Annotated in this window: 11 protein-coding genes and 1 pseudogene; 8 read left to right on the top strand and 4 right to left on the bottom strand. The window is 60.1% G+C overall.

The window, feature by feature from the left end; genetic code table 11:
• The first annotated feature begins 80 nt into the window (after nt 1–80).
• Together BW686_RS16095 and BW686_RS16100 are read left to right on the top strand one after the other, a co-directional pair.
• Nucleotides 81–3656, top strand: coding sequence for an ATP-binding protein (locus tag BW686_RS16095; RefSeq protein ID WP_084918582.1), 3576 nt, complete (start codon nt 81–83; stop codon nt 3654–3656).
• A gap of 113 nt (nt 3657–3769) precedes the next feature.
• A pseudogene (locus BW686_RS16100) lies at nt 3770–5057 on the top strand (EAL domain-containing response regulator).
• Here the strand turns inward: BW686_RS16100 and BW686_RS16105 are convergent.
• Nucleotides 5030–5692 (bottom strand): response regulator transcription factor, encoded by a 663-nt coding sequence (locus tag BW686_RS16105; RefSeq protein ID WP_084918583.1) that lies wholly within the window; start codon nt 5690–5692, stop codon nt 5030–5032. The pseudogene BW686_RS16100 and the gene BW686_RS16105 overlap by 28 nt on opposite strands.
• A 288-nt stretch (nt 5693–5980) precedes the next feature.
• On the opposite strand from BW686_RS16105, the gene BW686_RS16110 reads away from it, so the two are divergent.
• A complete protein-coding gene (locus BW686_RS16110) occupies nt 5981–6277 on the top strand; it encodes a DUF3509 domain-containing protein (protein ID WP_084918584.1) in 297 nt (98 codons plus the stop codon).
• Between the two features lie 170 nt (nt 6278–6447).
• On the opposite strand, the gene BW686_RS16115 is transcribed toward BW686_RS16110, so the two are convergent.
• Nucleotides 6448–7287, bottom strand: coding sequence for a TIGR02285 family protein (locus BW686_RS16115; protein WP_179149290.1), 840 nt, complete (start codon nt 7285–7287; stop codon nt 6448–6450).
• A 346-nt stretch (nt 7288–7633) separates the two neighbouring features.
• Between BW686_RS16115 and BW686_RS16120 the strand changes: the two genes are divergently transcribed.
• From BW686_RS16120 to BW686_RS16130, 3 genes are all read left to right on the top strand, one after another.
• Nucleotides 7634–8176, top strand: a complete 543-nt coding sequence (locus BW686_RS16120) for a YaeQ family protein (protein ID WP_002554774.1) — start codon at nt 7634–7636, stop codon at nt 8174–8176.
• Between the two features lie 62 nt (nt 8177–8238).
• The gene (gene recJ, locus BW686_RS16125) at nt 8239–9954 is read left to right on the top strand and encodes a single-stranded-DNA-specific exonuclease RecJ (RefSeq protein ID WP_084918586.1); all 1716 of its coding nucleotides are present in this window, start codon (nt 8239–8241) and stop codon (nt 9952–9954) included.
• A gap of 114 nt (nt 9955–10068) precedes the next feature.
• Nucleotides 10069–11175 (top strand): NADH:flavin oxidoreductase/NADH oxidase, encoded by a 1107-nt coding sequence (locus tag BW686_RS16130; protein WP_084918587.1) that lies wholly within the window; start codon nt 10069–10071, stop codon nt 11173–11175.
• Between the two features lie 48 nt (nt 11176–11223).
• Here the strand turns inward: BW686_RS16130 and BW686_RS16135 are convergent, their stop codons facing one another.
• Nucleotides 11224–13311 carry a response regulator gene (locus BW686_RS16135; RefSeq protein ID WP_084918588.1) on the bottom strand — a complete coding sequence of 696 codons (2088 nt, stop codon included), beginning with the start codon at nt 13309–13311 and terminating at the stop codon, nt 11224–11226.
• 297 nt (nt 13312–13608) lie between these two features.
• Between BW686_RS16135 and BW686_RS16140 the strand changes: the two genes are divergently transcribed.
• Complete coding sequence (locus tag BW686_RS16140; protein ID WP_084918589.1) at nt 13609–14349, top strand: tellurite resistance TerB family protein; 741 nt, start codon at nt 13609–13611, stop codon at nt 14347–14349.
• Nucleotides 14350–14406: 57 nt separating this feature from the next.
• On the opposite strand, the gene BW686_RS16145 is transcribed toward BW686_RS16140, so the two are convergent.
• Complete coding sequence (locus tag BW686_RS16145; RefSeq protein ID WP_084918590.1) at nt 14407–20370, bottom strand: NEL-type E3 ubiquitin ligase domain-containing protein; 5964 nt, start codon at nt 20368–20370, stop codon at nt 14407–14409.
• Between the two features lie 285 nt (nt 20371–20655).
• Here BW686_RS16145 and BW686_RS16150 point away from each other — a divergent pair, with 285 nt between their 5' ends.
• Nucleotides 20656–22278: a methyl-accepting chemotaxis protein gene (locus BW686_RS16150; RefSeq protein ID WP_084918722.1), complete on the top strand. Its 1623-nt coding sequence runs from the start codon at nt 20656–20658 to the stop codon at nt 22276–22278.
• The last annotated feature ends 6 nt before the right edge of the window (nt 22279–22284 follow it).

The following is a 22284-nucleotide window of genomic DNA, read 5'->3' on the forward strand; positions in this document are numbered from 1 at the left end:
AGTCATTCGTGGTGAAGCAGGCAAGCAGGCAGCGCACAGTCAAGGAGACGGGCAGCATAATGAGAAGCCATGTATGGCGCATGGCAGCGATGCTGTTGGCGTTGTTTTTTGCCCGCTCGGTCGATGCTGCGCAGAGCCTGCCATTCACACTGACCGCCCCCTTCGTGGTATCGGAGGATCTGGCCATCGAGGGCAAGGACCGGGCATGGCTCGATCAGCGCAAGACACTTCGGGTCGGGATTGCGATTGCCGATTACGAGCCAATCGATATCACCAGTGATCGCAACCGCTATCAGGGCATCAGCGCCGATTACCTGGGTCTGGTCAGTGATCAGTTGAATATCCCGATGCAGGTGGTGGGCTTCATCAGGCGTGAAGAGGCGATTGATGCGTTACGCGAGGGCAGGATCGACCTGCTGACCAGCGCCAACGGTTTTGAGCGAGGCGTCCCCGGGCTGCTGTTCTCCAGCGAGTACATGCCGGACCGCTCGGTGGTTGTTGGCCGCGGTAACGATCTGAGTCCGCCACCCGGTCTGGCCGACAAAAAAGTGGTGCTGCTTGACGGATATGCCGATTCGGACGTGGTACACCGCGTCTATCCCCAGAGCGAGATCATTATCGCCCCCAACCTTTACAGCGCGCTGGAGGCCTTGAGTCAGGGGGAGGCCGACGTTTTCATCGGCAACGAAGTGATCGTGCGCACCTACACCGCCCTGCGGCCCTATCTCGGGTTGCAGATCAAGTTTGAAAGCCGCTTGCCGCCTGTGGGGTTTTCCTTCGCCATGCGCGGGGACGAGCAGCGCTTGCTGAACCTGATTGATCGAGCGCTGGACAGCATTGCCCCGTCAGTCAGCCGTGAGGTGCTCGGGCGCTGGACGCTGGGGCTTGGTGCCGACGTGGATGGGCAGCGTATTCGGCTGACCAGCGCAGAGCGGCGCTGGCTGCTGAAACACCCCAAGGTGACCGTTTCCACCACTCAGCATCCGCCTTACATCTACAAGGACAAAAATGGCCAGTGGGTAGGCCTGAATGCCGACGTGCTGGCGCGCATTTCGCGCATGACCGGGTTGCAGTTCGAACACAAGGAAGTGCCTTCCACGCAGCAGAGTATCGACTTGCTTCGTGCGGGGCTGGCGGACATGAACACCACGCTTGCGGAAAACGCCGAACGGCGACGTTATCTGGACTATACCTACTCGTTCGGCGGCACCAGCTGGATGTTCGTGGTGCATTCTGATCGCTCGTCCCGGGTATCGCTTGCCGGTCTAAGCGGGCAAGTGCTGGCGCTGCCTGCCCGGCATGCGCTTGAGGACATGATCCGGCAAGAGCACCCGTTGATTAAGCTTCGTCTGGTGGACACCTACGAGCAGGCCCGCGCGCTGGTCGAGAGTGGTGCTGCCGACGCGACCATTCAAAATGAAGCGGGCGCTTACATGTTCCCGTCGGGGCAGCTGAAAGTGGCCCGCAGTGTCGATGGCAAGTGGTCGCCGGACCGGTTTTCCGTGGTCAAGTCCCAGCCGGAATTGCTGGGCATTCTGAACAAGGCACTGGAAGAGTTTCCGGTGGCCGAGCTGCGCTCGATCCGCTTGAAATGGCTGGGGTCGACCTTGCCTCAGCCATCGCTCTGGGGGCGGATACCGCAATGGGTGTTCTGGGTCGTCGCATTGGCGTTGCTGACCGGGCTGGTATCGCTGGTCTGGAGCAGCCGTCTGAATGTACAGATTCGTCAGCGCCACAAGGCGGAACAGCAGCTCAATGATCAGTTGGCGTTCAAGCATGCGTTGCTCGACGGCATTCCCAATCCCATTTACGTGCGCGATCTCAAAGGGCGCTTGATCTCCTGCAATCGCAGCTACGAGCAAAGCCTGGACATCAGCTTCGAACAGATGAATGGCCGACGCCTGACCGATGTTCACCTCATTCCGCGGCCATTGGCCGAACAGATGCACGCGGACTACCTCAAACTGCTGGAAAATCATCAGCCGGCCTTTTCCGACCGCACCATTGAACTGTCTGGAAAACGCATGGAGGTCTGGCAATGGACGGTCCCGTTTTTTGCTGCCGACGGGCAGTTGCAGGGGCTGCTGGGTGGCTGGATAGATATCACCGAGCGTAAGCAACTGGAGCGGCAGCTCGAGGAGGCGAGGCGTCAGGCTGCCGACGCCAACGAGGCAAAAAGTATCTTTCTGGCCAGCATGAGCCATGAAATTCGCACGCCGATGGGGGCGATCATCGGTTTGCTGGAGCTGGAATGCGAGCAGGCGCTAAGCCGGGGCGAGACGCCTTCCCAAGGATTGCAGGTTGCCCACCGGTCAGCCACAGAGCTTGTGGCATTGATTGGCGAAAGCCTCGATCTGGCCAGAATCGAAGCCGGTGGCATGCAGTTGTCATTGGCTGTGACGCCTCTGCAAGCGTTTTTCGAGGGCGTCATCGAGCTCTTTTCGGCACAGGCTCGCGGAAAAGGTCTGGAGCTGCACCTTGAGTTCGCTGATCAGGCGCAGGGTGACTACTGGCTAGACCCGCTGAGGCTGCGCCAGGTGCTGCATAACCTGCTGGGCAACGCCCTGAAGTTCACCCGACAAGGGGCGGTGGTCGTCAGGGTAAATGCCTCCGATGAGGCGGCCGATGCATCGCGGATACACATTTGTATTCAGGACAGCGGCGCTGGCATTGAGCCGGAGCGCCAGCAGCAGATCTTTCAACCCTTCATTCAGGCCAGCGACGATACGGCGGCACGTTACGGTGGCAGCGGGCTTGGATTGAGCATCACCCGACAACTGGTGGAGTTGATGAAGGGCGATATCAGTCTGCACAGCGAGCCGGGGAAGGGGACGCGGGTCACCGTCGATATCCCGCTCGCGCGCGTCACCGAGCCGGTTGTGCCCGCTGACGATGCTTTGCAGGCACACCTGACCACGCGCAGTCTGACGCTGCTGGTGGTCGATGACATGTCAGCCAATCGATTGGTACTCACCCGGCAACTGGAGTTTCTCGGCCATCGGGTGGTGCCTGTCGAAGACGGCGAGGCTGCCCTGTCGACCTGGCGTGAAGGGCTGTTCGATGCCGTCATCACCGATTGCAACATGCCGGGCATCAGTGGCTACGCATTGACCGAGGCCATTCGACGGATCGAGGAGAAAGAGCAGCGCCGACGTTGCCCGATCATCGGCTGCACCGCCAACGCCATGAGTGACGAGGCCGATCGTTGCGAGCAGGCGGGGATGGACGGGCTGCTGATCAAGCCGCTGTCACTGGCGCGTCTGGCCAGGGAACTGGCGGATCGGGTGCGTGAGCCGACCTTTGACATACGCTCGCTGCAAGGCATGACCCAGGCCAATCCCGAACAGATGCAACGCTTGTTGGGCGAACTCTGGAAAAACCTGCGCCATGAGCATGCCTTGCTGGAACCTGCGGTACTGGCAGACGACTGGAAGACTTTAGGTGCCGGTCTGCATCGACTCAAGGGCGCGGCCAGTCTGGTCGACGCCGTCCCGCTGGCCAAGGCGTGCGCCGCGCTGGATGAAAGCGTTCGGCTGCAATGCACCGCGGGTGTGTCCGAGCGCTGGCCGGCGCTGGAGCGTGCAATGATCTGCCTGCGCGCGGACATCGAACTGCAACTGGTGACTGTACCTGAGACTGCGTTGCTGCGTCATTGAGCCTTGCGGATCGGGTCTCGCCGTTGCCAGATTAGGACAGGTCCTATGGGACATTTCTGCGGGAGTGACTAGAGTCAGTGTTACCCCGGCCAGATGGCTGTGATTCTCCAGGCATGACTGTGAATTCTCTCAAGGTTCTGATTCTCGAAGATCATCCGTTTCAGATGATGGCTCTGCACCAGATGCTCAACGCCAATCAGGTGTTCGACGTGTTGGCGGCCGACAGTGTCGAGGCCGCAAAACAATCTTTGCAAGGCCGTGGCCCTGTCGACATCGCGATCTGCGACCTGCAGATGGACGGCCCTGACGGTCTTGAGCTGATCCGCTTTCTCGCGGAAAACGGGCAGGCGAAGGCGCTGATCATTTTGAGCAGCTCGGCCGCCTGTGTGCTGGAAGGTGCTGCGCAACTGGCGCTCAATCAGGGGCTTGAGGTGCTGGGGTACCTGCAAAAGCCAGCCTCGGTCGTCGCGCTGTACGATCTGTTGGACGTGTACGGGCCGAGCCGGGCAGGCGTCACGTCGGCGTTGCCGGTCAATCGCGCTTCAGCGTCCCCCCCCGCACTGGAGTTGTTCGTCCCCACCGATGACCGGGACGCAGACATTGCCGCTCTCGCCGAACAGTGGATCGCGTATTTCCAACCCAAGGTCAGCCTGGGCGGTGAGCTGCTGGGCGTCGAAGCGCTGGTTCGCTGGCAGCACCCTGTGCATGGCTTGCTTGCACCCGGTCGCTTCATGGATGTGATCGAAACCGAAGGGCTGACGGTTCCGTTGACCTGGCGTGTGCTTGATCAGGCGTTGCAGTTTTCGGCGCAGGTCATGCACGAGCGGGGCGAAGCCTTAGCCGTCGCTGTCAACATCGACCCTCAAGTGCTGCAACAAGTGGATTTTGCCGGGCAGATCATGCAAGCCCTTGCGCGTCATGGCGTGCCGGCCAGTGCGCTGACGCTGGAAATTCTCGAGCAGGATGCCGCCCGGCCTCAGAACTGGCAACTGGAGGGCCTGTTGAGGTTATGCATGCAGGGCTGCAAATTGTCCATCGATGACTTTGGCATGGGGGCATCGAATATCGAGAGATTGCTGCAGTTGCCGTTCACCGAGTTGAAGATCCCGACCGAATTCGTGCGCGGCATGGCCGATGACGCGCGCAAGTCCGCCGTGGTGGCCGGAGCCATGCTCATGGCAAAACGTCTTTCCATGTCGGTTGTGGTCGAGGGCGTCGAGACGGTGGATGACTTTCACAGCCTGCTGGCGCTGGGCGACCCTGCCGTTCAGGGGTATTTCATTGCCCGCCCGATGCCTGCGTCCGAGCTGTTACGCTGGATAGCCGAACGTGATGACACTCGCCGGCAGGCGGTATTGGAATGACACTTGTCGTCAGGACATCCCGCTTTCCTGCAAATAAATGAACAACGCAGCGTCGTTGGCCAGACCGAGTTTGCGCATGGCGCTGACTTTCTGCGCGCTGATGGTCTGTTTGCTGCGATTGAGCTGCGCGGCGATCTGGCCGACAGTATGCCCGGCCGACAACAGGCGCAGCACCTCCAGCTCTCGGGGCGACAGGTGTTCGTAAGTCGATAGCCTGTCAGGTCCATGCGGCTGTGCGTCTCTCAGGACCCGGCGCACCGAGTCAGCGACAAATACCCCACCGCGTTGCGTGCTTTTGATCGCAGCAGGCAGTTCTCCGGCCAGACTGGCCTTGCTCAACAGCCCCTGCACCCCGATGTCGAGCATGGACTGAAACAGCCCGCCGTTGCTCAACGTGGTGACCACGATCACCGGCAGTGCCGGAAAGTCCCGCCGAATACGCTGCAACAGGCGCAAGCCGTCATTCTGATGCTCAACGGGCATCATGAAGTCAGTCACCAGCACATCACAGGCGTGATGCGTCAGTACGTGCAACAGCTCATCCGGGTTGCAGGCTTCGGCCACCACTGTCGCCAGGTCCTTCTGTTCCAGCACGACCCGCAGACCAATGAGAAAAATAGGGTGGTCATCCGCCACGATGGCGCGCAACGGGCGATCAGGTGAATCGCTCAAGGTGTGGCTCCGTCAGAAAAAAAGGCTGAACGCATTGCAGGTGATCATTGTGTTTATCACAGGAGGCACAAGGATGGGCGCTGTGTAGGACCTGTAGCGGATTTTTGTCGGGTTTTCCTACGTCTTTCTTTCCTGCTTCGGAGGGTGCCGGTTTTTTCCGTGTCACATTCAACAGGCATGCTCGAAATAACAGCCGGTGCTGTGATCAGGTGACAGAAAGAACTTTCTGCTATCACCGACGGTCATTTGTTGGCACCTTTGCATTCAAACTGTTGAGTGGTGATCCGGATGGAAAATATCAGCTTACTGCTAAGCGAAGCGCTGGCGCCTTATCAGGCCACTATCGGTCAGGCGGGCGCTCGGGGCGAGCGTCTGGTGACTCTGAAAGATAAAACGGGTGCCTGTGTGATCAAGCGTACATTCAGCGCTGATCAATTGAGCGACAAGCGTCAGCTCACTGATGTGGTGGACGGTCTGCGCCGGGACCTGATGGTCGCTGAAGGCCGGATCGAACCTTGTGTCATTGCGGCCATGCGCAATCTGGCAATCAGCCGGAGCTTTGCAAATGCCCGGTCTTTTGCTTAACAGTGGCTTAACAGCCATCAACCGGGTCGGAACCTGACGGGTTCGCTGTAATCCTATTCATGACGCCAGACGTGATCATTGTGCTCCGGTGATCAGCGGCTGGCGTACTGACCCCAAAGGTCATGTTTACCCCGGGCAGGCCCCCTCTGCCCGGGGTTTCTTTTGCCTGATCAGTTCTTCTCGAACAGCGCTTTTACATCTTCCAGGTAGCCGGCCCGCTGGGCGGGGTCCAGCCATTGGGCGTAAAACCCCACCAGATGGCTTTCACGCAATACACGCATCTCGCGATTGATCGTAGCGATGGCCTGCTCGCCTTCAGGTGACCGGCTGCAACTGATGTAGATGAACTGGTAGGCCGGGTTGTTCTTGATCGGTAAAAAACTGAGCTCTTCCGGCAGGATGCCTTGTTGCATGGCCTGGTAACGCGCTTCCGGCCAGAAGCTGATAAACGCTTCCAGCCGCCCCAGCCGTTCCATTTGCAGCAGGCTGCCGACGGCGTCGTTGCCGTAGTGCGTGACCAGCGTGTCTTCATCGGCGGTGTGCAGGATAGGGTCGATCACTTCTCCGTAGCTGCGCTCGGCAACCACGCCCAGTTTGATGGTGTGGCTGGCCATCAACGCCGTGAAGTCGATTTTTCCGTCTTCGACGAACGGGGCAAAGGTTTCCATGTCCTCTTTGCGCACGATCAGGCCGCTGCTGATGATGGCGACAATGGGAATGGAGAACAGAAGGGTTTTGGCGCGCGCCTCAGTCCACAGCATGGTGGGGTCACAGCTCAAGGACGTAGCGTCATTCAGCATTTGCAGACCCCTGGCACGGTTGACCCGCATCAGGACATGATCGTATTCGGGCATTCTTTCGGTCAGCAACGGCATGAGCTGATCGATCGCGCCCTTTCCGCGCGAGGCCCCGGAGAATATCGTCGAAGGCGGTATGTCGCGCATCAGCCAGGTCAGCGTCTCCCTTGCCTGGCTGGCACACGACAGTGCCGTCAGCGAAAGGACGAGCATCAATCGAGCCATAATGCGACACGAGGCAGGAAGGGCCATTCGCGGGTGTCATCCTCGAAAAGGGGTCAACAATCTGGGTGGTGTAGCAGGTCTTTGAGTGGCGCTGCGCCAGTGGCGTCACATTCAAGTACCCGAAGCCCCCTCGGGCGGGCAGGCTGGCTGTCCTCCGGAGGTTGTTGCAAAAGATCAAGATGTATCAGGATTTTGTTTCAGGCTATCGTTTTTTTCACACGCCGCAAATCAGTGAATCCGGATGTCGACTGCATCACCTGCGCGAGCAAGTTCGTCCGCGAGGCGCGCATCGGTTAGACTTGCGCTCTTCCCTCCAGACTCTAGAAGCCCGTTCATGGCCCAGCCGTCCACGACCTACAAATTCGAACTCAACCTGACCGACCTCGACCGCGGGGTCTATGAAAGCGTCAAGCAGACCATTGCCCGCCACCCTTCGGAAACCGAAGAGCGCATGACCGTGCGCCTGTTGGCCTATGCGTTCTGGTACAACGAGCAATTGTCGTTCGGGCGGGGTCTTTCCGATGTGGACGAGCCAGCCCTGTGGGAAAAGAGCCTGGATGATCGCGTTCTGCACTGGATCGAAGTGGGCCAGCCGGATGCCGACCGCCTGACCTGGTGTTCGCGTCGTACCGAACGCACCAGTCTGCTCGCCTACGGCAGCTTGCGCGTCTGGGAGGGCAAGGTCATACCGGCGATCAAGAACCTGAAAAATGTCAACATCGCAGCGGTCCCGCAAGACGTGCTGGAAGTGCTGGCCAAAGACATGCCCCGGGTCATCAAATGGGATGTGATGATCAGTGAAGGCACCGTGTTCGTCACCGATGACCGTGGCCAGCATGAAGTCCAGCTGCAGTGGCTGGCCGGCGAGCGCGGCTGACGGCGATTGCCTGAATAGAACGCTTCATCCCTCGACACCCCAAAGAGAATCAGCTGACCCGCATGCGCATTGAACCTCGTCCGTTGCCCGACACCTTGCCGTTTCTCGGTGACCTGCCGCCCTTGCTCACCCGTCTGTACGCCGCCAGAGGCGTGGCCTGCGAGGCCGAGCTGGACAAGAGTCTGGCGCGGCTGATCCCCTATCAGCAGCTCAAGGGCATCGATGCCGCTGTCGATCTGCTGGTGACGGCGCTGCGTGAAGGCCAGCGGATGCTGATCGTCGGTGACTTCGATGCCGACGGCGCGACCGCCAGCACGGTGGGTGTGCTGGGGCTGCGTCTGTTGGGGGCGGCGCACGTCGATTATCTGGTGCCCAACCGTTTCGAGTACGGTTACGGGCTGACGCCGGAAATCGTCGAGGTGGCGTTGCAGCGCCAGCCGCAACTGCTGATCACCGTGGATAACGGCATTTCCAGCGTTGAAGGTGTGGCCGCTGCCAAGGCGGCAGGGTTGCAGGTTCTGGTCACCGATCACCATTTGCCCGGCAACGAGCTTCCGGCGGCCGACGCCATCGTCAATCCCAACCAGCCGGGCTGCACCTTTCCCAGCAAATCGCTGGCAGGCGTCGGGGTCATCTTTTATGTGCTGATGGCCTTGCGTGCGCGCCTGCGGGACATCGGCTGGTTCGAGAGCAATCAGCGTGCCCAGCCCAATCTGGGCGAGCTGCTGGACCTGGTGGCGCTGGGCAGTGTGGCCGATGTCGTGCCGCTGGATGCCAATAACCGCATTCTCGTGCATCAGGGCCTGATGCGTATCCGGGCCGGACGTGCCCGCCCCGGGTTGCGCGCAATTCTTGAAGTCGCACGGCGTGAGCCGGCGCGTATCACCTCTACCGACCTGGGGTTCATTCTCGGTCCGCGCCTCAATGCGGCAGGGCGCCTGGATGACATGAGCCTGGGCATCGAGTGCCTGCTGTGCGACGACCCGACGCTGGCGCGGGAAATGGCCGTTCAGCTGGATGAGCTGAATCAGGACCGCAAATCCATCGAGCAAGGCATGCAGCGCGAAGCGCTCGCCCAGCTCAAGGACCTGCCGCTGGAGTCCATGCCGTTCGGCCTGTGCCTGTTCGATGCCGAGTGGCACCAGGGTGTTATCGGCATCCTGGCCTCGCGTCTCAAAGAGCGTTATCACCGGCCGACCATCGCCTTCGCCAGTGCCGGGGAGGGCGTGCTCAAGGGGTCGGCCCGTTCGGTGCCGGGGTTCCATATCCGTGACGCGCTGGACGCCGTGGCGGCCCGTCATCCGCAACTGATCAGCAAGTTCGGCGGTCACGCGATGGCTGCCGGCCTTTCGTTGCCCGAAGAGAACTTTCCGGCGTTTGCCGAGGCGTTCGACCTGGAAGTGCGTCGCCAGCTCGACGAGCAGGACCTCACCGGACGCCTGCTGTCTGACGGCTCGCTGGCGGTCGAAGAGTTTCATCTGGAACTGGCACGCGCCCTGCGCAATGCTGGCCCGTGGGGGCAGCATTTCCCCGAGCCGCTGTTTCATGGCGTGTTTCAGCTGGTGGAGCAGCGTATCGTCGGCGAGCGTCATTTGAAGATGGTGCTCAAGACCGAGTGCGGCAGCGTCAAACTGGACGGTATCGCCTTCAGCGTCGACCGCGACATCTGGCCCAACCCCACTATTCGCTGGGTTGAACTGGCCTACAAGCTCGACCTCAACGAATTTCGTGGCAACGAGACCGTACAGCTGATGGTGGTACACCTCTCGCCACGCTGATAATCAGCAGGAACCCCTCGTGCTGCCGGGTTGTCGACAACAGACGGTCCACTGAAATCTGTTGCATGAATGAACAGAGCCTGGACCCCCGGATTTTCAACACGAGAGGTCGCCATGAGCCTGCTGCTAGAACCCTATACCCTGCGCCAACTGACCCTCCGCAATCGCATTGCCGTTTCGCCGATGTGCCAATACTCCAGCGTCGACGGGCTGGCCAACGACTGGCATCTGGTCCATCTTGGCAGTCGCGCTGTCGGCGGAGCCGGTCTGGTCATCAGCGAAGCAATGGCCGTGACCCCGGACGGTCGTATCACGCCTGAAGACCTCGGTCTCTGGAACGATGAGCAGATCGAGCCGTTGCAGCGCATCACCCGCTTCATCAATGCCCAAGGCGCGGTGGCGGGCATTCAGCTTGCGCACGCCGGACGCAAGGCCAGTACCTGGCGTCCGTGGCTGGGCAAGCATGGCAGTGTGCCGTTGACCGAAGGCGGCTGGACCCCGGTCGGGCCATCGGCGATTGCTTTCGATCCACAGCACACCGCGCCCGTGCAACTGAACGAAACGCAGATTCAGGCGTTGATCCAGGCGTTCGTCGACTCCGCACGCCGCGCCCTGACGGCCGGTTTCAAAGTGGTGGAGATTCACGCCGCACACGGTTATCTGCTGCATCAGTTTCTGTCGCCATTGAGCAACCAGCGCACCGACCAGTATGGCGGATCATTCGAGAACCGCATTCGTCTGACCTTGCAGGTCACTGAAGCGGTGCGTGCGGTATGGCCCGAAGAACTGCCGTTGTTTGTCCGGGTGTCCGCCACTGACTGGGTAGAAGATGGCTGGAACGCCGATGAAACCGTAGAACTGGCTCGCCGGTTGAAAGCGCTGGGCACCGACTTGATCGACGTGTCTTCCGGCGGCACGTCCGCCAATGCGGAAATTCCGGTAGGCCCCGGTTACCAGACGCGTTTTGCCGAACGGGTTCGCAAGGAGTCGGAGATCGCCACCGGCACAGTGGGCATGATCACCGATCCGGCGCAGGCCGAGCATATTCTGCGCACCGGGCAGGCCGATATCATCCTGCTGGCGCGCGAGCTGTTGCGCGATCCGTACTGGCCGCTGCGCGCCGATGAAGACCTGGGTGGCCGTCTGGCGACCTGGCCCGCGCAATACCAGCGTGCGACTCATCGCGACCAGCCGATTCATGAATCCGATCTGCGTGAATGACCGCTGACTGAAGCACTGAATGAGCGCCTGATGGCGCTCATTTTTTTGTCACTCACCTTCCAGCAGTTCAGTCACGCGGCTGATCAATTCGGCGATGGCAAACGGTTTTGGCAGCACATGCATGCCAGGCTCCAGCGTATCGTGTGCCAGCGCAGCGTTTTCAGCGTAGCCGGTCACGAACAGGATTTTCAGATCGGGCCGGACGTCTCGGGCCGCGTCTGCAACCTGGCGACCGTTCATGCCGCCTGGCAGGCCGACATCGGTGACCAACAGGTCGATGGCGGTTTTTGACTGCAGAATGCTCAGCGCATCGGCGCCTCGCTCGGCTTGCAACACCGCATAGCCCAGGTCCTCAAGCAGCTCGACCATCAGCAGCCGGACCGCAGGTTCGTCGTCGACAACCAGAATCGTCTCGTCGCCAGTGTTTTGCGTCGGCACTTGCAGCAGCGAGTCTTCCTGCGCAGGGTTTTGAGCGTCACCTTCGTGCATCGGCAGCAGAATGCAGACCGTCGAGCCTTCCCCGGATTTTGAGGTGATGCTGACGCCGCCGCCTGATTGTCGTGCAAAACCGTAAATCATCGACAGCCCCAGGCCGGTGCCCATGCCCAGCGGCTTGGTGGTAAAGAACGGGTCGAACGCGCGCCCGATGACGTCCTCTTCCATGCCGCTGCCCGTGTCACTGACCGACAACTCCACATAGCGACCAGCGGATAATCCGTGGTTCGCCGCTGCCGCGGCATTCAGGTTGCGGTTGGCGGTCCGGATCAGCAGTCGACCGCCATCGGGCATGGCGTCCTTGGCGTTGATACACAGATTGAGCAGCGAGTTTTCCAGTTGATGCGGATCGACCAGCGTTGACCACAGGCCTTGCGAAGGCACGACCTGCATATCGATGCCAGGCCCTACTGTTCGCCTGATCAGCTCATCCATGCCTGTCACCAGCCGATCAACGTCGATGGCCACCGGGGCCAGCGTCTGGCGGCGTGAAAACGCCAGCAGCCGGTGGGTCAGGGACGCCGCACGCCTCGAGCCTTCCAGTGCGGCGTTGATGTAGCGATCCAGCTCCGTGAAGCGCTCCTGCCGGATTCTCGACAGAAGCAGCTCCATATTGCCGGTCACCCCCATCAGCATGTTGTTGAAGTCGTGGGCCAGGCCCCCGGTGAGCTGCCCGACCGCTTCCATCTTCTGGGACTGAATCAGTGTTTCCTGCGCAATGCGCAACGCTTCGATGCGGTCCTTTTCATGGGTCAGGTGCTTGCCCAGCGCAAAGATGATTCCGTTGCCTGGCGCGGAGGTCCAGCCGAACCAGCGATAGGTCCCGTCGACGTGTTGATAACGGTTTTCAAACAACGGCAGAACATGATCTGCGGCGTGCTTGAGCGCATCCTGTGTGTTACTGAGGTCATCCGGGTGGAGCAGGGTCATGATCGAACTGCCCAGCAGTTCCTGCTCCGTGCGCCCGAGGATTGCGCTCCATGCCGGGTTGACTCTCAGGAACCTGCCGCTGAAATCGAGAATGGCCAGCGGGTCGGGAGACAGTTCCCAGAACGTGTCCAGTTCGAGCGTACGTTGCTCCAGCGTGGCGGCCTGCCGTTGTTCCAGCGAAATCAGTTCGTCGATCAGTTTCAGGCGCTTGCGCTCGCTGTCCTGCAAGGCCTGTTGATCGAGAACGTGGCGAGTGGTTTCGTTGGTGATGCAAAACATACCGACGGTGATGCCTTGTTCGTCTATCACGGGCGAGAACGAGAATGTCCACCACGTCTGCTCGGTTTCACCGTAGCGCGACATGCTCAGCGGCAAGTCTTTGAAATGGCATGCCTTGCCTTCGAATGCATCCATCACCAGCGGTGCGACCTGATCCCAGACGTCAGCCCAGAGTTCTGGAATGAGCGCCCCCATTGCGTTGTCCTTGCGCGGACCGAGAATGGGGGTGTAAGCGTCATTGTGGAAAAACACCAGGTCCGGCCCCCAGAGCAGGTACATCGACTCGGGTGAGTTCAGGATCAGGTTCAGGGTATTTTTCAGCGACACCGGCCACCGTTCGATAGGCCCGAGTGATGTTCGATTCCAGTCCTTTGATCGAATAGTCTCAGCAGCCTTGCTGTTACCTGCCGGGAAACCAATGGGGAAAATCACTTCAGGCACGCTCCTGGCGGCTGCATTCTATTGCGAGGCATTCAAATGGCACTGTCTGATGGCTGGATCAATTCAAAACGATTTATTGCTGCGTTCAAGTGACTCAATGCGCACATTATTGACCCTCTCCCCTAGGCGCGGGTTGCACGTATTCTGCAGATAAGTTCGACGAGGGGATGAGCGGGCGCTGTGCCTGACCGTAACATTCGGAAGCACACCGGTAAGGGAGTGGCAGGTGACTTCTCTTCGGGTTGTGGGTCAATGAATCATCTGACAACGGCCTATCGGAGGTTTCCTGTGAATACGCGTGGTTTACTCGATCAACTGCTCAAGTCCGGGCAAAGCATGTTGCAAGACAAAACGCAGAGCAGGCCCGGCAAGTCCTCTGGCACTGACTCCCTGATGAACGGGCTGGGCAGCCTGCTGGGCGGTAAGGGTCACGGCGCCAGCCAGGGCGGGCTGGGAAGTTTGTTGTCTGGCGCGGGCGGTGGTGCTTTGGCTGCCGGGGCGATGGGGCTGCTCAAGGGCAAGCGGTCACGCGGCATGGGCGGCAAGGTGCTGACCTATGGTGGCCTGGCAGCGTTGGGCGTGTTGGCTTACAAGGCTTATAACAACTGGCAGGCCAGCCAGGGTGTTTCTGGCCAGCGCGAACCGCAGACCATTGATCGCCTGCCCGAGGCTGAAGCCGAACAGCACAGCCGCGCTATCCTGCGTGCGCTGGTCGCTGCCGCTAAAGCGGATGGCCATGTCGATGAGCGCGAGCGCGAGCTGATCGAGGGTGAGTTCAGCAAGCTCAGCGCCGATCAGGAACTGCAGCACTGGCTTCATGCCGAGTTGAATAAACCACTGGACCCGGCTGAAGTGGCGCGGGCCGCCGCCACGCCGGAAATGGCTGCCGAGATGTACATCGCCAGTGTGATGCTGGTAGATGATGAGCATTTCATGGAGCGTACCTACCTTGACGAACTGGCGCGCCAGTTGAAGCTGGAGCCAGGCCTCAAGGCCGAACTCGAAACTCAGGTCAAAAACGCTGAGTAGACGGCTGTTGCGCGGCGGGGTTGCCAGAAGCCTTTGCAGCTTCTGACAACCTGTTCGTCACGGCTGCTCAAGCCCTTCTGCGTTGGTCAGCTCCCTGATCAGGGTCGCTTCCTGTTCCTTGAACGTTGTTTCGAACTCACGAATCCGTGCTTCGTATTCTGCACTGTCGAGGCTGATGTCGCGGCGCTCGAACTCGTCAGTGAGCCGGGTCAGGTCATTGCGGTAGACCTGTTCGAGTGCGTCAAACCGTCCTGAATGAGTTTCCCGCAGGTAGCTGACCCAGTAATCCTGTTGCGCAGCGAAGCGCAGGAACGGCTCGCCTCGCTCACCGGTCTGCACGCGCAAGAGGGCTGTTTCGAATTCACCCGGACGAATGCCGGCGTGGGCTTCGAACAGCATCGACTCCGGTGGCACGGGCAGGTCCAGCGCACTGGCCCAGTGCGTGCGATACGCCAGGCGGACTTCCGCTTCATCTCGGGTTCCGGCCTGTTCGAGGGCGGCAGCATCCAGCTCCGACAGGCGATAGAGGCGGGTCACAAGCCGGTATAGCTGGGCGCCGCGTTGCTCAGGCACGACATCCTGCAAGAACCTCCGGGTGAAGACCAGTACCTCCATCTGGTTGAATTCCAGAACAATGCCGTCAGGACACGTGTTGTTATTACGAAACAGCCTGAGCGGCTCTTCGGCGATGGCGTTGAGGGTCATTCTTGTCTGAGGGTCCTGTGTGACGGCAGCCAGTACCTGCCAGATGCGCTCGACGAGCGCAGGGCGGCTGTTCAGATTCCGGTAGTCGGCACTGCGACGCAATGAATCCACCAGGTCCAGCAGGTTGCGGGCCTGTTCGCCGTCCTCCAGTTGTTCCCAGATCTGGCGTCGCTCTGCGTTCAACGGGTGGTTGTCTTGCAGCCACGGTTCGACCGTGACGATTTCCGGCGTGGACGGGCGACTGTCGTCGGAAGACATGTAGTCAGAGAACGACGAATCCGAGTCGTGGTGTTCCGTCCAGTCCATTGCAACGAGTTCCGGTGGCAGATTCATGTCGAAAGTGAAGACGCGCCCGTAACGCTCCGACATCTGCGCGCGCCGCATGGTGGTTTCGGACAGCGGGTTGTTGAGCAGGCTGATCTCGGTATGTAAATGCGGACTGCTGGGGTTGGCCAGAATATGTTCCGGCAGGTCGATGATCTGGTTGCCCTCGAGCAGCAGCGTTTTCAAGGGGTCCGGAGCCATGTCATCCAGCCATGCCGGCCATTCGCTCAGCCCGACTTCGTTCAGTGAAAGCCAGTTCAGTGCGGTGTTTTTCAGTCCGGCCAGCGTGTTGATGTTTCCCAGTTGGTTGCGATCCAGTTCCAGCCGTTGCAGTGTCGGAATACGGCTGAAGAAATCGATATGCTGCTGATCGATCACCAGACCCTGGTCATTGAGGCTCAGCGAGCGCAGTAAGCGAAGCTCCAGTAGGGCCTGCGGCAGTTCGTTCAACGGTGCGATATGGCCGTTTATGTCCAGTGCGTTCAGCTCTGTCATGGGCCGCAGAAAACGGTCGAAATCAGCGGCTGTTCCGGAGATCCTGCTCAAGTGAAGGTGGCGCACCTGCCGATAGAAAGACTCCGGCAGTTGCGGTGGGAAGTCGACCAGCGCGATGTCGGCAAGGTGCAGCGGCATGTGAATCTGCCCCATGCTGAACGCCCGCCAGTATTCAATCAGCACCAGGCCAATGCGGCGGCGTGCTTCGACGGTCTGTTCACTCGGAGCAGCCATCGAGCTGGAGGCGTTTGCCCATTGGTCAAGTGCCGTGAACAGGTCGGCGCCTTGCTGCAATTGCATGTTCACTGCGGCTTGCACGGCCAGCGGCGTGTCTATGACAAAGCGGAAAGAACGATCAGACACGGCCTCGCTGATACGCGCCTGTATCGTGGTGTGCCGGGACAGACTGTTACCGCGTAAATCGATCAGTGTCTGATGGCTGGAGCCGGGCGGGTTGTCGAGAATCCACCCTGGCAGTTCTGTCAGGTTATTGTGCGCCACCGACAGCTCGCGGATGTTGCCCGGCATCAGATCGCTCAGCCAGGATGGCCAGCGGTGCATGCCGACCCGTTGCAGCACGAGGCGGTCGAGCTGAAGCCAGCCCACGTCCATAGGCAACAGGCTGATCAACCGGTTGCCGCTCAGGTCCAGTGATCTGAGACCGGTCAGGCTCCGCAAGTGATTCATCTGCGTCTGATCCAGAAAGATGCCCTGATTGATCAGCGCCAGTTCGGTGAGCTGCGGCGCGGCGTTTGCAATATGCTGAGGCAGGTTGAGGAAGACCGAAAAGTCGGGATCCAGCCCGGCGCTAGGCTCGCTGATCAGGTTCAGTGAACGCGCATTCGGGAAACGCTGCAGGAAATGTCCAAGCTCTACACTGTTGGTCAGTTGTCGGGGCAGATCCGGTGCGGCGGGCACCGCGCCTGCGCCTGTCTGTACTCGATGCTCGACCGAGATATTTTCCAGGTGCAATCCGGTTACCCGGGAATACACGAAGTCTGGCAACTGGCGCGGAAAGTCATTCAGCGCCACATATTGCAGGCGCAGCGGCTCGAGCGTTCGCCCGATTTCAGGCAGGCTGTTGAGGCGCCAGTGGTTCCAGAGGGCTTCGCTGATGCGTTCCCGACTGTCTATGTGCGCCTGACTCATGAGCGGCATTTCGATGATTTCATCGGTCCAGACTCGCAAACTGGCCCTTAGCGCCATTTGCTCGCCCAGCAGGCCGTTGAGTCGTTGGTCGATAGTCCTGTTATTCCAGCCGGTGTGGCGCAGGCGGTTGAGGATATCTTCCGGAAACGCGTCTTCCAGCTCCAGCATACGAATCTTGTCCAGCAGGCTGTCGTCGGTGATATGCCAGTCGGCTTCACCGCGTCCGCTCAATGGATAACCGAGACGGCCGTCCGCCAGACGCATGGGTGACTTTGCCCCGGGCTTGATTGCCTGCATGTTCAGCAAGGGAGCCAGGTTCTGGCGAGGCAAGGGGTGTTCCTGAATCCGGCTCGCCAGTGCCTGGCCCTGACTGGCGTGGTCAAAGCCCAACTGGCTGCGTTCGGCATCCGGCAGGGCACGAAGCAGGGATGAGTACAGGTCGTCTAGACCGTGCAGGTGCCGGTCATCGGCATCGCGCGTCTCGTAACGATTGCCCTCTCTGATCAGCACCTTGCGAATCGGCGCGTCATGCGGCCCTATGCTGTCGATCAGCGGGCCACCGAAATAACGGTCATGCACTTCCAGTCGCACGTGTGATGGCCATTGCGCGAGGGCTTCAAGGCTGTGCAAAACAAGGCAGTCGGTATCGGCGCTGGTAACGGAGGCCAGATACAGCCCTTCGTAGGCCCGCGCCAGCCGAACCTGTTGCAGATAGGCGCTGGCTTCCTCGGCAATTCGCAGCGGTACGCGGCGCTCCGTTGTCAGTTGGGCCAGTTCTGCCGGCGATGCGTGGCTGGCCAGTTCCTGAATGATCAGCGGCGGCAGCCCTGAAAACGCCTGCTGGATGACTTGAGCGCCTTCCGTATCCGCCACTTCCAGCGCGCGATAGCGAGTTTCGAACAGCCAGCCTCTGGTTGCCCGGGCACGAGCAGCCAGGTGCGTTCGCAGCGTCGTCAGTCGCGACGCGATACTCAGGCGGCCTGCGCCGAATTCTTCGTCGAGCAGCGTCTGGATTTCGCTGTTGCTCAGGCTCTCCAGCACCTGGCGCAGGGCGTCCGGCTGGTCGGCGCGGACAGTGATGGCTTCCCGGACGGCAGCCTGATGCACCGGCGTGAATGTCTGAACCGTATCATTTTGGGCATCCACCAGCGTCAGGGCACGATTGCCCGGCCAGCGAGGATCCTGGCTCAGCAGTTCAAGTTGAAGAGCGGCTGCGGCGTTCGGGTTGTTCGCTTCCATCTGCTCAATGAAGCGATTGATCTGCTGATCCAGCCTGAAGCGGCGTGCGGTGTCTTCAAGTAACGCGGGCGGGCGTTGCAGGTCGGCCAGCGCCTGGCGCATCACGGACTCGGACGTATTACTGACGTTCAGGATGTGCCTGGCAGTGGTATCGGAAAAGGCATCGCTGGAATACCCCAGCCGTCGAAACAGGGTCAGGCCTTCCATTTCCAGGGGTTGATCCAGCTCATGCAGCCAGGCTCCCGAGCCATTGTGTCGCAAGGCCGGCTGATAGCTTTCCGGGCGGGCCGGGTGCTCCATCAGGTAACCGTCGTCAGTCGCCGTTGGCGTGACGGAATAGACTCGCCCCTCAAGGGGCAGCCATTGCTTGCCTTGCCATGTGTACAGACCTGTGGCGTCGGGCTGCAGGTTGGCTGGCAGTACAACATCATGGGCAAAGGGCGCCAGGTCGGGCTTCCACAGGCGCGTGGCGCCGTCCGGCAGCTCCACGGGTTTGAGGCTGTTCACGAATTCGGGCACTTGCAGCGCAGGTACCGCCGCGCCGCCCGCTGTTGCCGCGCCGAGAGCCGACATCAAGGCGATGTTTTCCACCACGTCGAACAGATAAGCGAACGCCTGATCTTTCTCGTCTTTCGCCCAGCTCTCCACGCCTTCGTAAACTTCATGGACAAGCTGAATGGCCGTGACGGCCAGCATCAGTTCGCCCACTACCGGAACGACAAAGCCCGCGATGTTCAGAACGTCGAAGGCTCGGTCTTTGAAGTATTGCACGCGCTGGTCGAACGTCTTTTGATCCTCTGCCGCCGTCGGTACTCCATGAAACAGGGCATCGTCCTGCAAAGCAGCGCGTTTGCGATCATGCAGATTGTCCAGCAGGCGACCTTTGAGCGGCGTCTCTCTCAGGTCCAGACGGGCATTGCGGTCGTCTTCACGCTCCAGCCACTGACGCTCGAAAATGCCGCCTTTCTTGACCTTGGGGTGCAGGCGCTCGAACAACTGCTCCAGCAGCGCGCTTCGGTGGCGCGCCGGTATGAAGCGCTTGAAGAAGTTCAGATAGCCTTTGACGAACATCCGGTCGCGCAGCGAGTTTATGAAAACCGCCACCGAGTCGTACTCTTTCAGCGGAGCGATGGGATCGTCAGGAATGTAGACGACGACTTTCTCGAGTCCGGTTGCGATGTCCCGATCCTTGCCGAAAACAAGGATGCCGGTGAGCTCGACATCCCCCAGGCGCGGTGCGCTGCACTTGACCGGAATGTTATCCAGTCGCACGTTTTGCTGGCCATCGAGAATCTTCAGCAATGCCTGCTGCATGGGAGGGCTGATCAGCCCTTGAAGCGCTGCAATCTGCACGTGCAGCCGGATGGAAGACGACTCCAGCTGCATGAAATCCTGGCGAATTCTCGTGGCGGCCTGTTCCGGCGTTTCGCCAGGTGTGGACGGTGCGCTGAAAACGGACGTGAGATGAGCCTGATACTGGCCTCCCAGGTCCAGCTCACGGCACAGCGAGGCGAACCCTGTCGCAGAGATCGGCAGGGCTGTACCGGTGATGTAATTGCCCATGATCTCGCAAGAGGAAAAAACCTCGGCTTTGGTGCCTGTGTCAGCGTCCATTGCCCCAGGCGCTGTTTCCCAGGCCTCGAAATTCTGCAGAGCGGCCTTGAGCAAGGTCTGCTTCGCGGCCTTCAGGGCGAGGTGGGCCTGCGTTAAAGGGTCTTTGGACGCCGAAAGGAACGACTGATCGACCTTTGCGCGACGGGCGTGAAACAGCCACGAACCGGCAACGTCCACCTCCAGTCCGAATCGCTCCTTGATGGCCGCCGTCAGCAAGGGTTTTGCGAAGTCTTCCAGGGTGGAGATGCCTTCAAGCACCGGGCGAACCTTGTGTTCATTCCGGCGGTGCTCGGCATACAGCCTTTGCAGCTCGGCGACCTGCTTCGGGCTGGACGTGCGCGCGCTGTTCAGCCATTGCACTGAGCGTGCGGAGGACATGCGCAGGGTGGCGTGGGTCGCCGGTTCTGCTTCAAGCAGCCAGTCAGGTGCCTTGCTTTTTATGTGCTGCAGGTGCGGGATGGGTGGCGCAGGGGCCGCCATTGATGAATCAAGCATCGAAGTGCCTTGTCGTGATTGAAGAGACGACAAAGCTTACGGACGTGCTCCGGCCTGAAAGCGCTAACTATGTATATGCGCTGCATATTCCTGGTCGCTGCGCTCAAGTAGCGCTGAACGTTGCCGAAGACAAAGGATCGGTGTTAATAACACGCATCATGACTGGATGTCGGTATGACCCTTTTGGCCGTTGAAGGCTGGGCTATACTCACGCCGCCTGGACCGTTCGTCGGTCCGCTTCTTGAACACGGCCCGACGCCGTCGTTGAACTCTTGAGGGATGACTGTGAAGAACTGGACCTTGCGCCAACGGATACTGGCGAGCTTTGCCGTCATCATTGCAATCATGCTGTTGATGGTGGTCGTGTCGTATTCCCGGTTGTTGTCCATCGAGAACAGCGAGGAACAGGTTCGCCTCGACGCGTTGCCCGGCGTCTACTACAGCACGCTGGTCCGCAGCGCCTGGGGCGAAAGCTACATCCGCACACTGGAGTTGATCTCCGAAGGTGCCGCGCGCCCGCTGACCAAGCAAGAGAAAGACCAGTACAAAGGCTTCGAGGAAAACCTTCAGGCCCAGATGGACGGTTACAAGAAGTCCATTTTCGATAAAGAAGACAGTGACAGCTTCACGCTTTTTGAAAAGCGTCGCGAAGAGTACTCGCGCACGCTCAACGAAGTGCTTGCCAACTACGATCGCGGTGATTACGCGGCCGCACGGGCCGAGTTTTTCGGCGACGTGAACCCGGTCTGGCTGACGGGCCGCAAGCAGCTCAACGAACTCATCGTCGCCAACAAGAAGCTGGCTGACGAAGCCACCAACAATATTGTCAATTCGGTGTTGAGCGCCAAGATCAGCATGATCCTGTCGCTGCTGATTGCCGTGATGGCGGCGGCTGCCTGCGGCCTGCTGCTGATGCGTTCGATCATGGCACCGATGCAGCTCATCGTGCGTATTCTCGACATCATGCGCACCGGCGACCTGAGCACGCGCCTCAGCCTGGCTCGCAAGGACGAGTTCAACGCGGTCGAGACCGGCTTCAACGACATGATGACTGAACTCACCTCACTGGTCTCCCAGGCCCAACGCTCTTCCGTGCAGGTCACGACGTCGGTCACCGAGATCGCCGCGACCTCGCGCCAGCAACAGGCGACCGCGACGGAAACCGCTGCGACCACCACCGAAATCGGTGCGACCTCGCGAGAAATCGCTGCCACCTCGCGCGACCTGGTGCGCACCATGACCGAAGTCACGTCGGCCGCCGATCAGGCGTCGATCCTTGCCGGTTCCGGCCAGCAAGGTCTGGCGCGCATGGAAGAGACCATGCATCAAGTCATGGGCGCGGCCAATCTGGTCAACGCCAAACTGGCCATCCTCAACGAGAAGGCCGGTAACATCAATCAGGTGGTCGTCACCATCGTCAAGGTGGCCGATCAGACCAACCTGCTGTCGCTGAATGCGGCCATCGAGGCCGAAAAAGCGGGCGAGTACGGTCGCGGTTTTGCGGTGGTTGCCACTGAAGTCCGTCGTCTGGCCGACCAGACCGCTGTCGCCACTTACGATATAGAACAGATGGTGCGCGAAATCCAGTCAGCTGTGTCTGCCGGGGTCATGGGCATGGACAAGTTCTCCGAGGAAGTGCGCCGTGGCATGTTCGAAGTCACTCAGGTCGGCGAGCAATTGTCGCAGATCATTCATCAGGTTCAGGCGCTGGCCCCGCGCGTGCTGATGGTCAATGAAGGCATGCAGGCTCAGGCTACGGGTGCCGAGCAGATCAATCAGGCACTGGTGCAACTGGCCGACGCCAGCAGCCAGACCGTCGACTCATTGCGCCAAGCCAGTTTCGCCATCGACGAGTTGAGTCAGGTTGCGGTCGGCTTGCGCAGTGGCGTATCGCGCTTCAAGGTCTGAGTCCGG

This window comes from Pseudomonas syringae, assembly GCF_002157375.1.
GTDB classification, from domain to species: domain Bacteria; phylum Pseudomonadota; class Gammaproteobacteria; order Pseudomonadales; family Pseudomonadaceae; genus Aquipseudomonas; species Aquipseudomonas syringae_T.

Bases quoted from the DNA above. Each gene is read 5' to 3' on its own strand.
- BW686_RS16095 (WP_084918582.1), top strand. From the start codon at position 81: ATGGCAGCGATGCTGTTGGCGTTGTTTTTTGCCCGCTCGGTCGATGCT.
- BW686_RS16110 (WP_084918584.1), top strand. From the start codon at position 5,981: ATGGAAAATATCAGCTTACTGCTAAGCGAAGCGCTGGCGCCTTATCAG.
- BW686_RS16115 (WP_179149290.1), bottom strand. From the start codon at position 7,287: ATGCTCGTCCTTTCGCTGACGGCACTGTCGTGTGCCAGCCAGGCAAGG.
- BW686_RS16120 (WP_002554774.1), top strand. From the start codon at position 7,634: ATGGCCCAGCCGTCCACGACCTACAAATTCGAACTCAACCTGACCGAC.
- recJ (WP_084918586.1), top strand. From the start codon at position 8,239: ATGCGCATTGAACCTCGTCCGTTGCCCGACACCTTGCCGTTTCTCGGT.
- BW686_RS16130 (WP_084918587.1), top strand. From the start codon at position 10,069: ATGAGCCTGCTGCTAGAACCCTATACCCTGCGCCAACTGACCCTCCGC.
- BW686_RS16145 (WP_084918590.1), bottom strand. From the start codon at position 20,370: ATGCTTGATTCATCAATGGCGGCCCCTGCGCCACCCATCCCGCACCTG.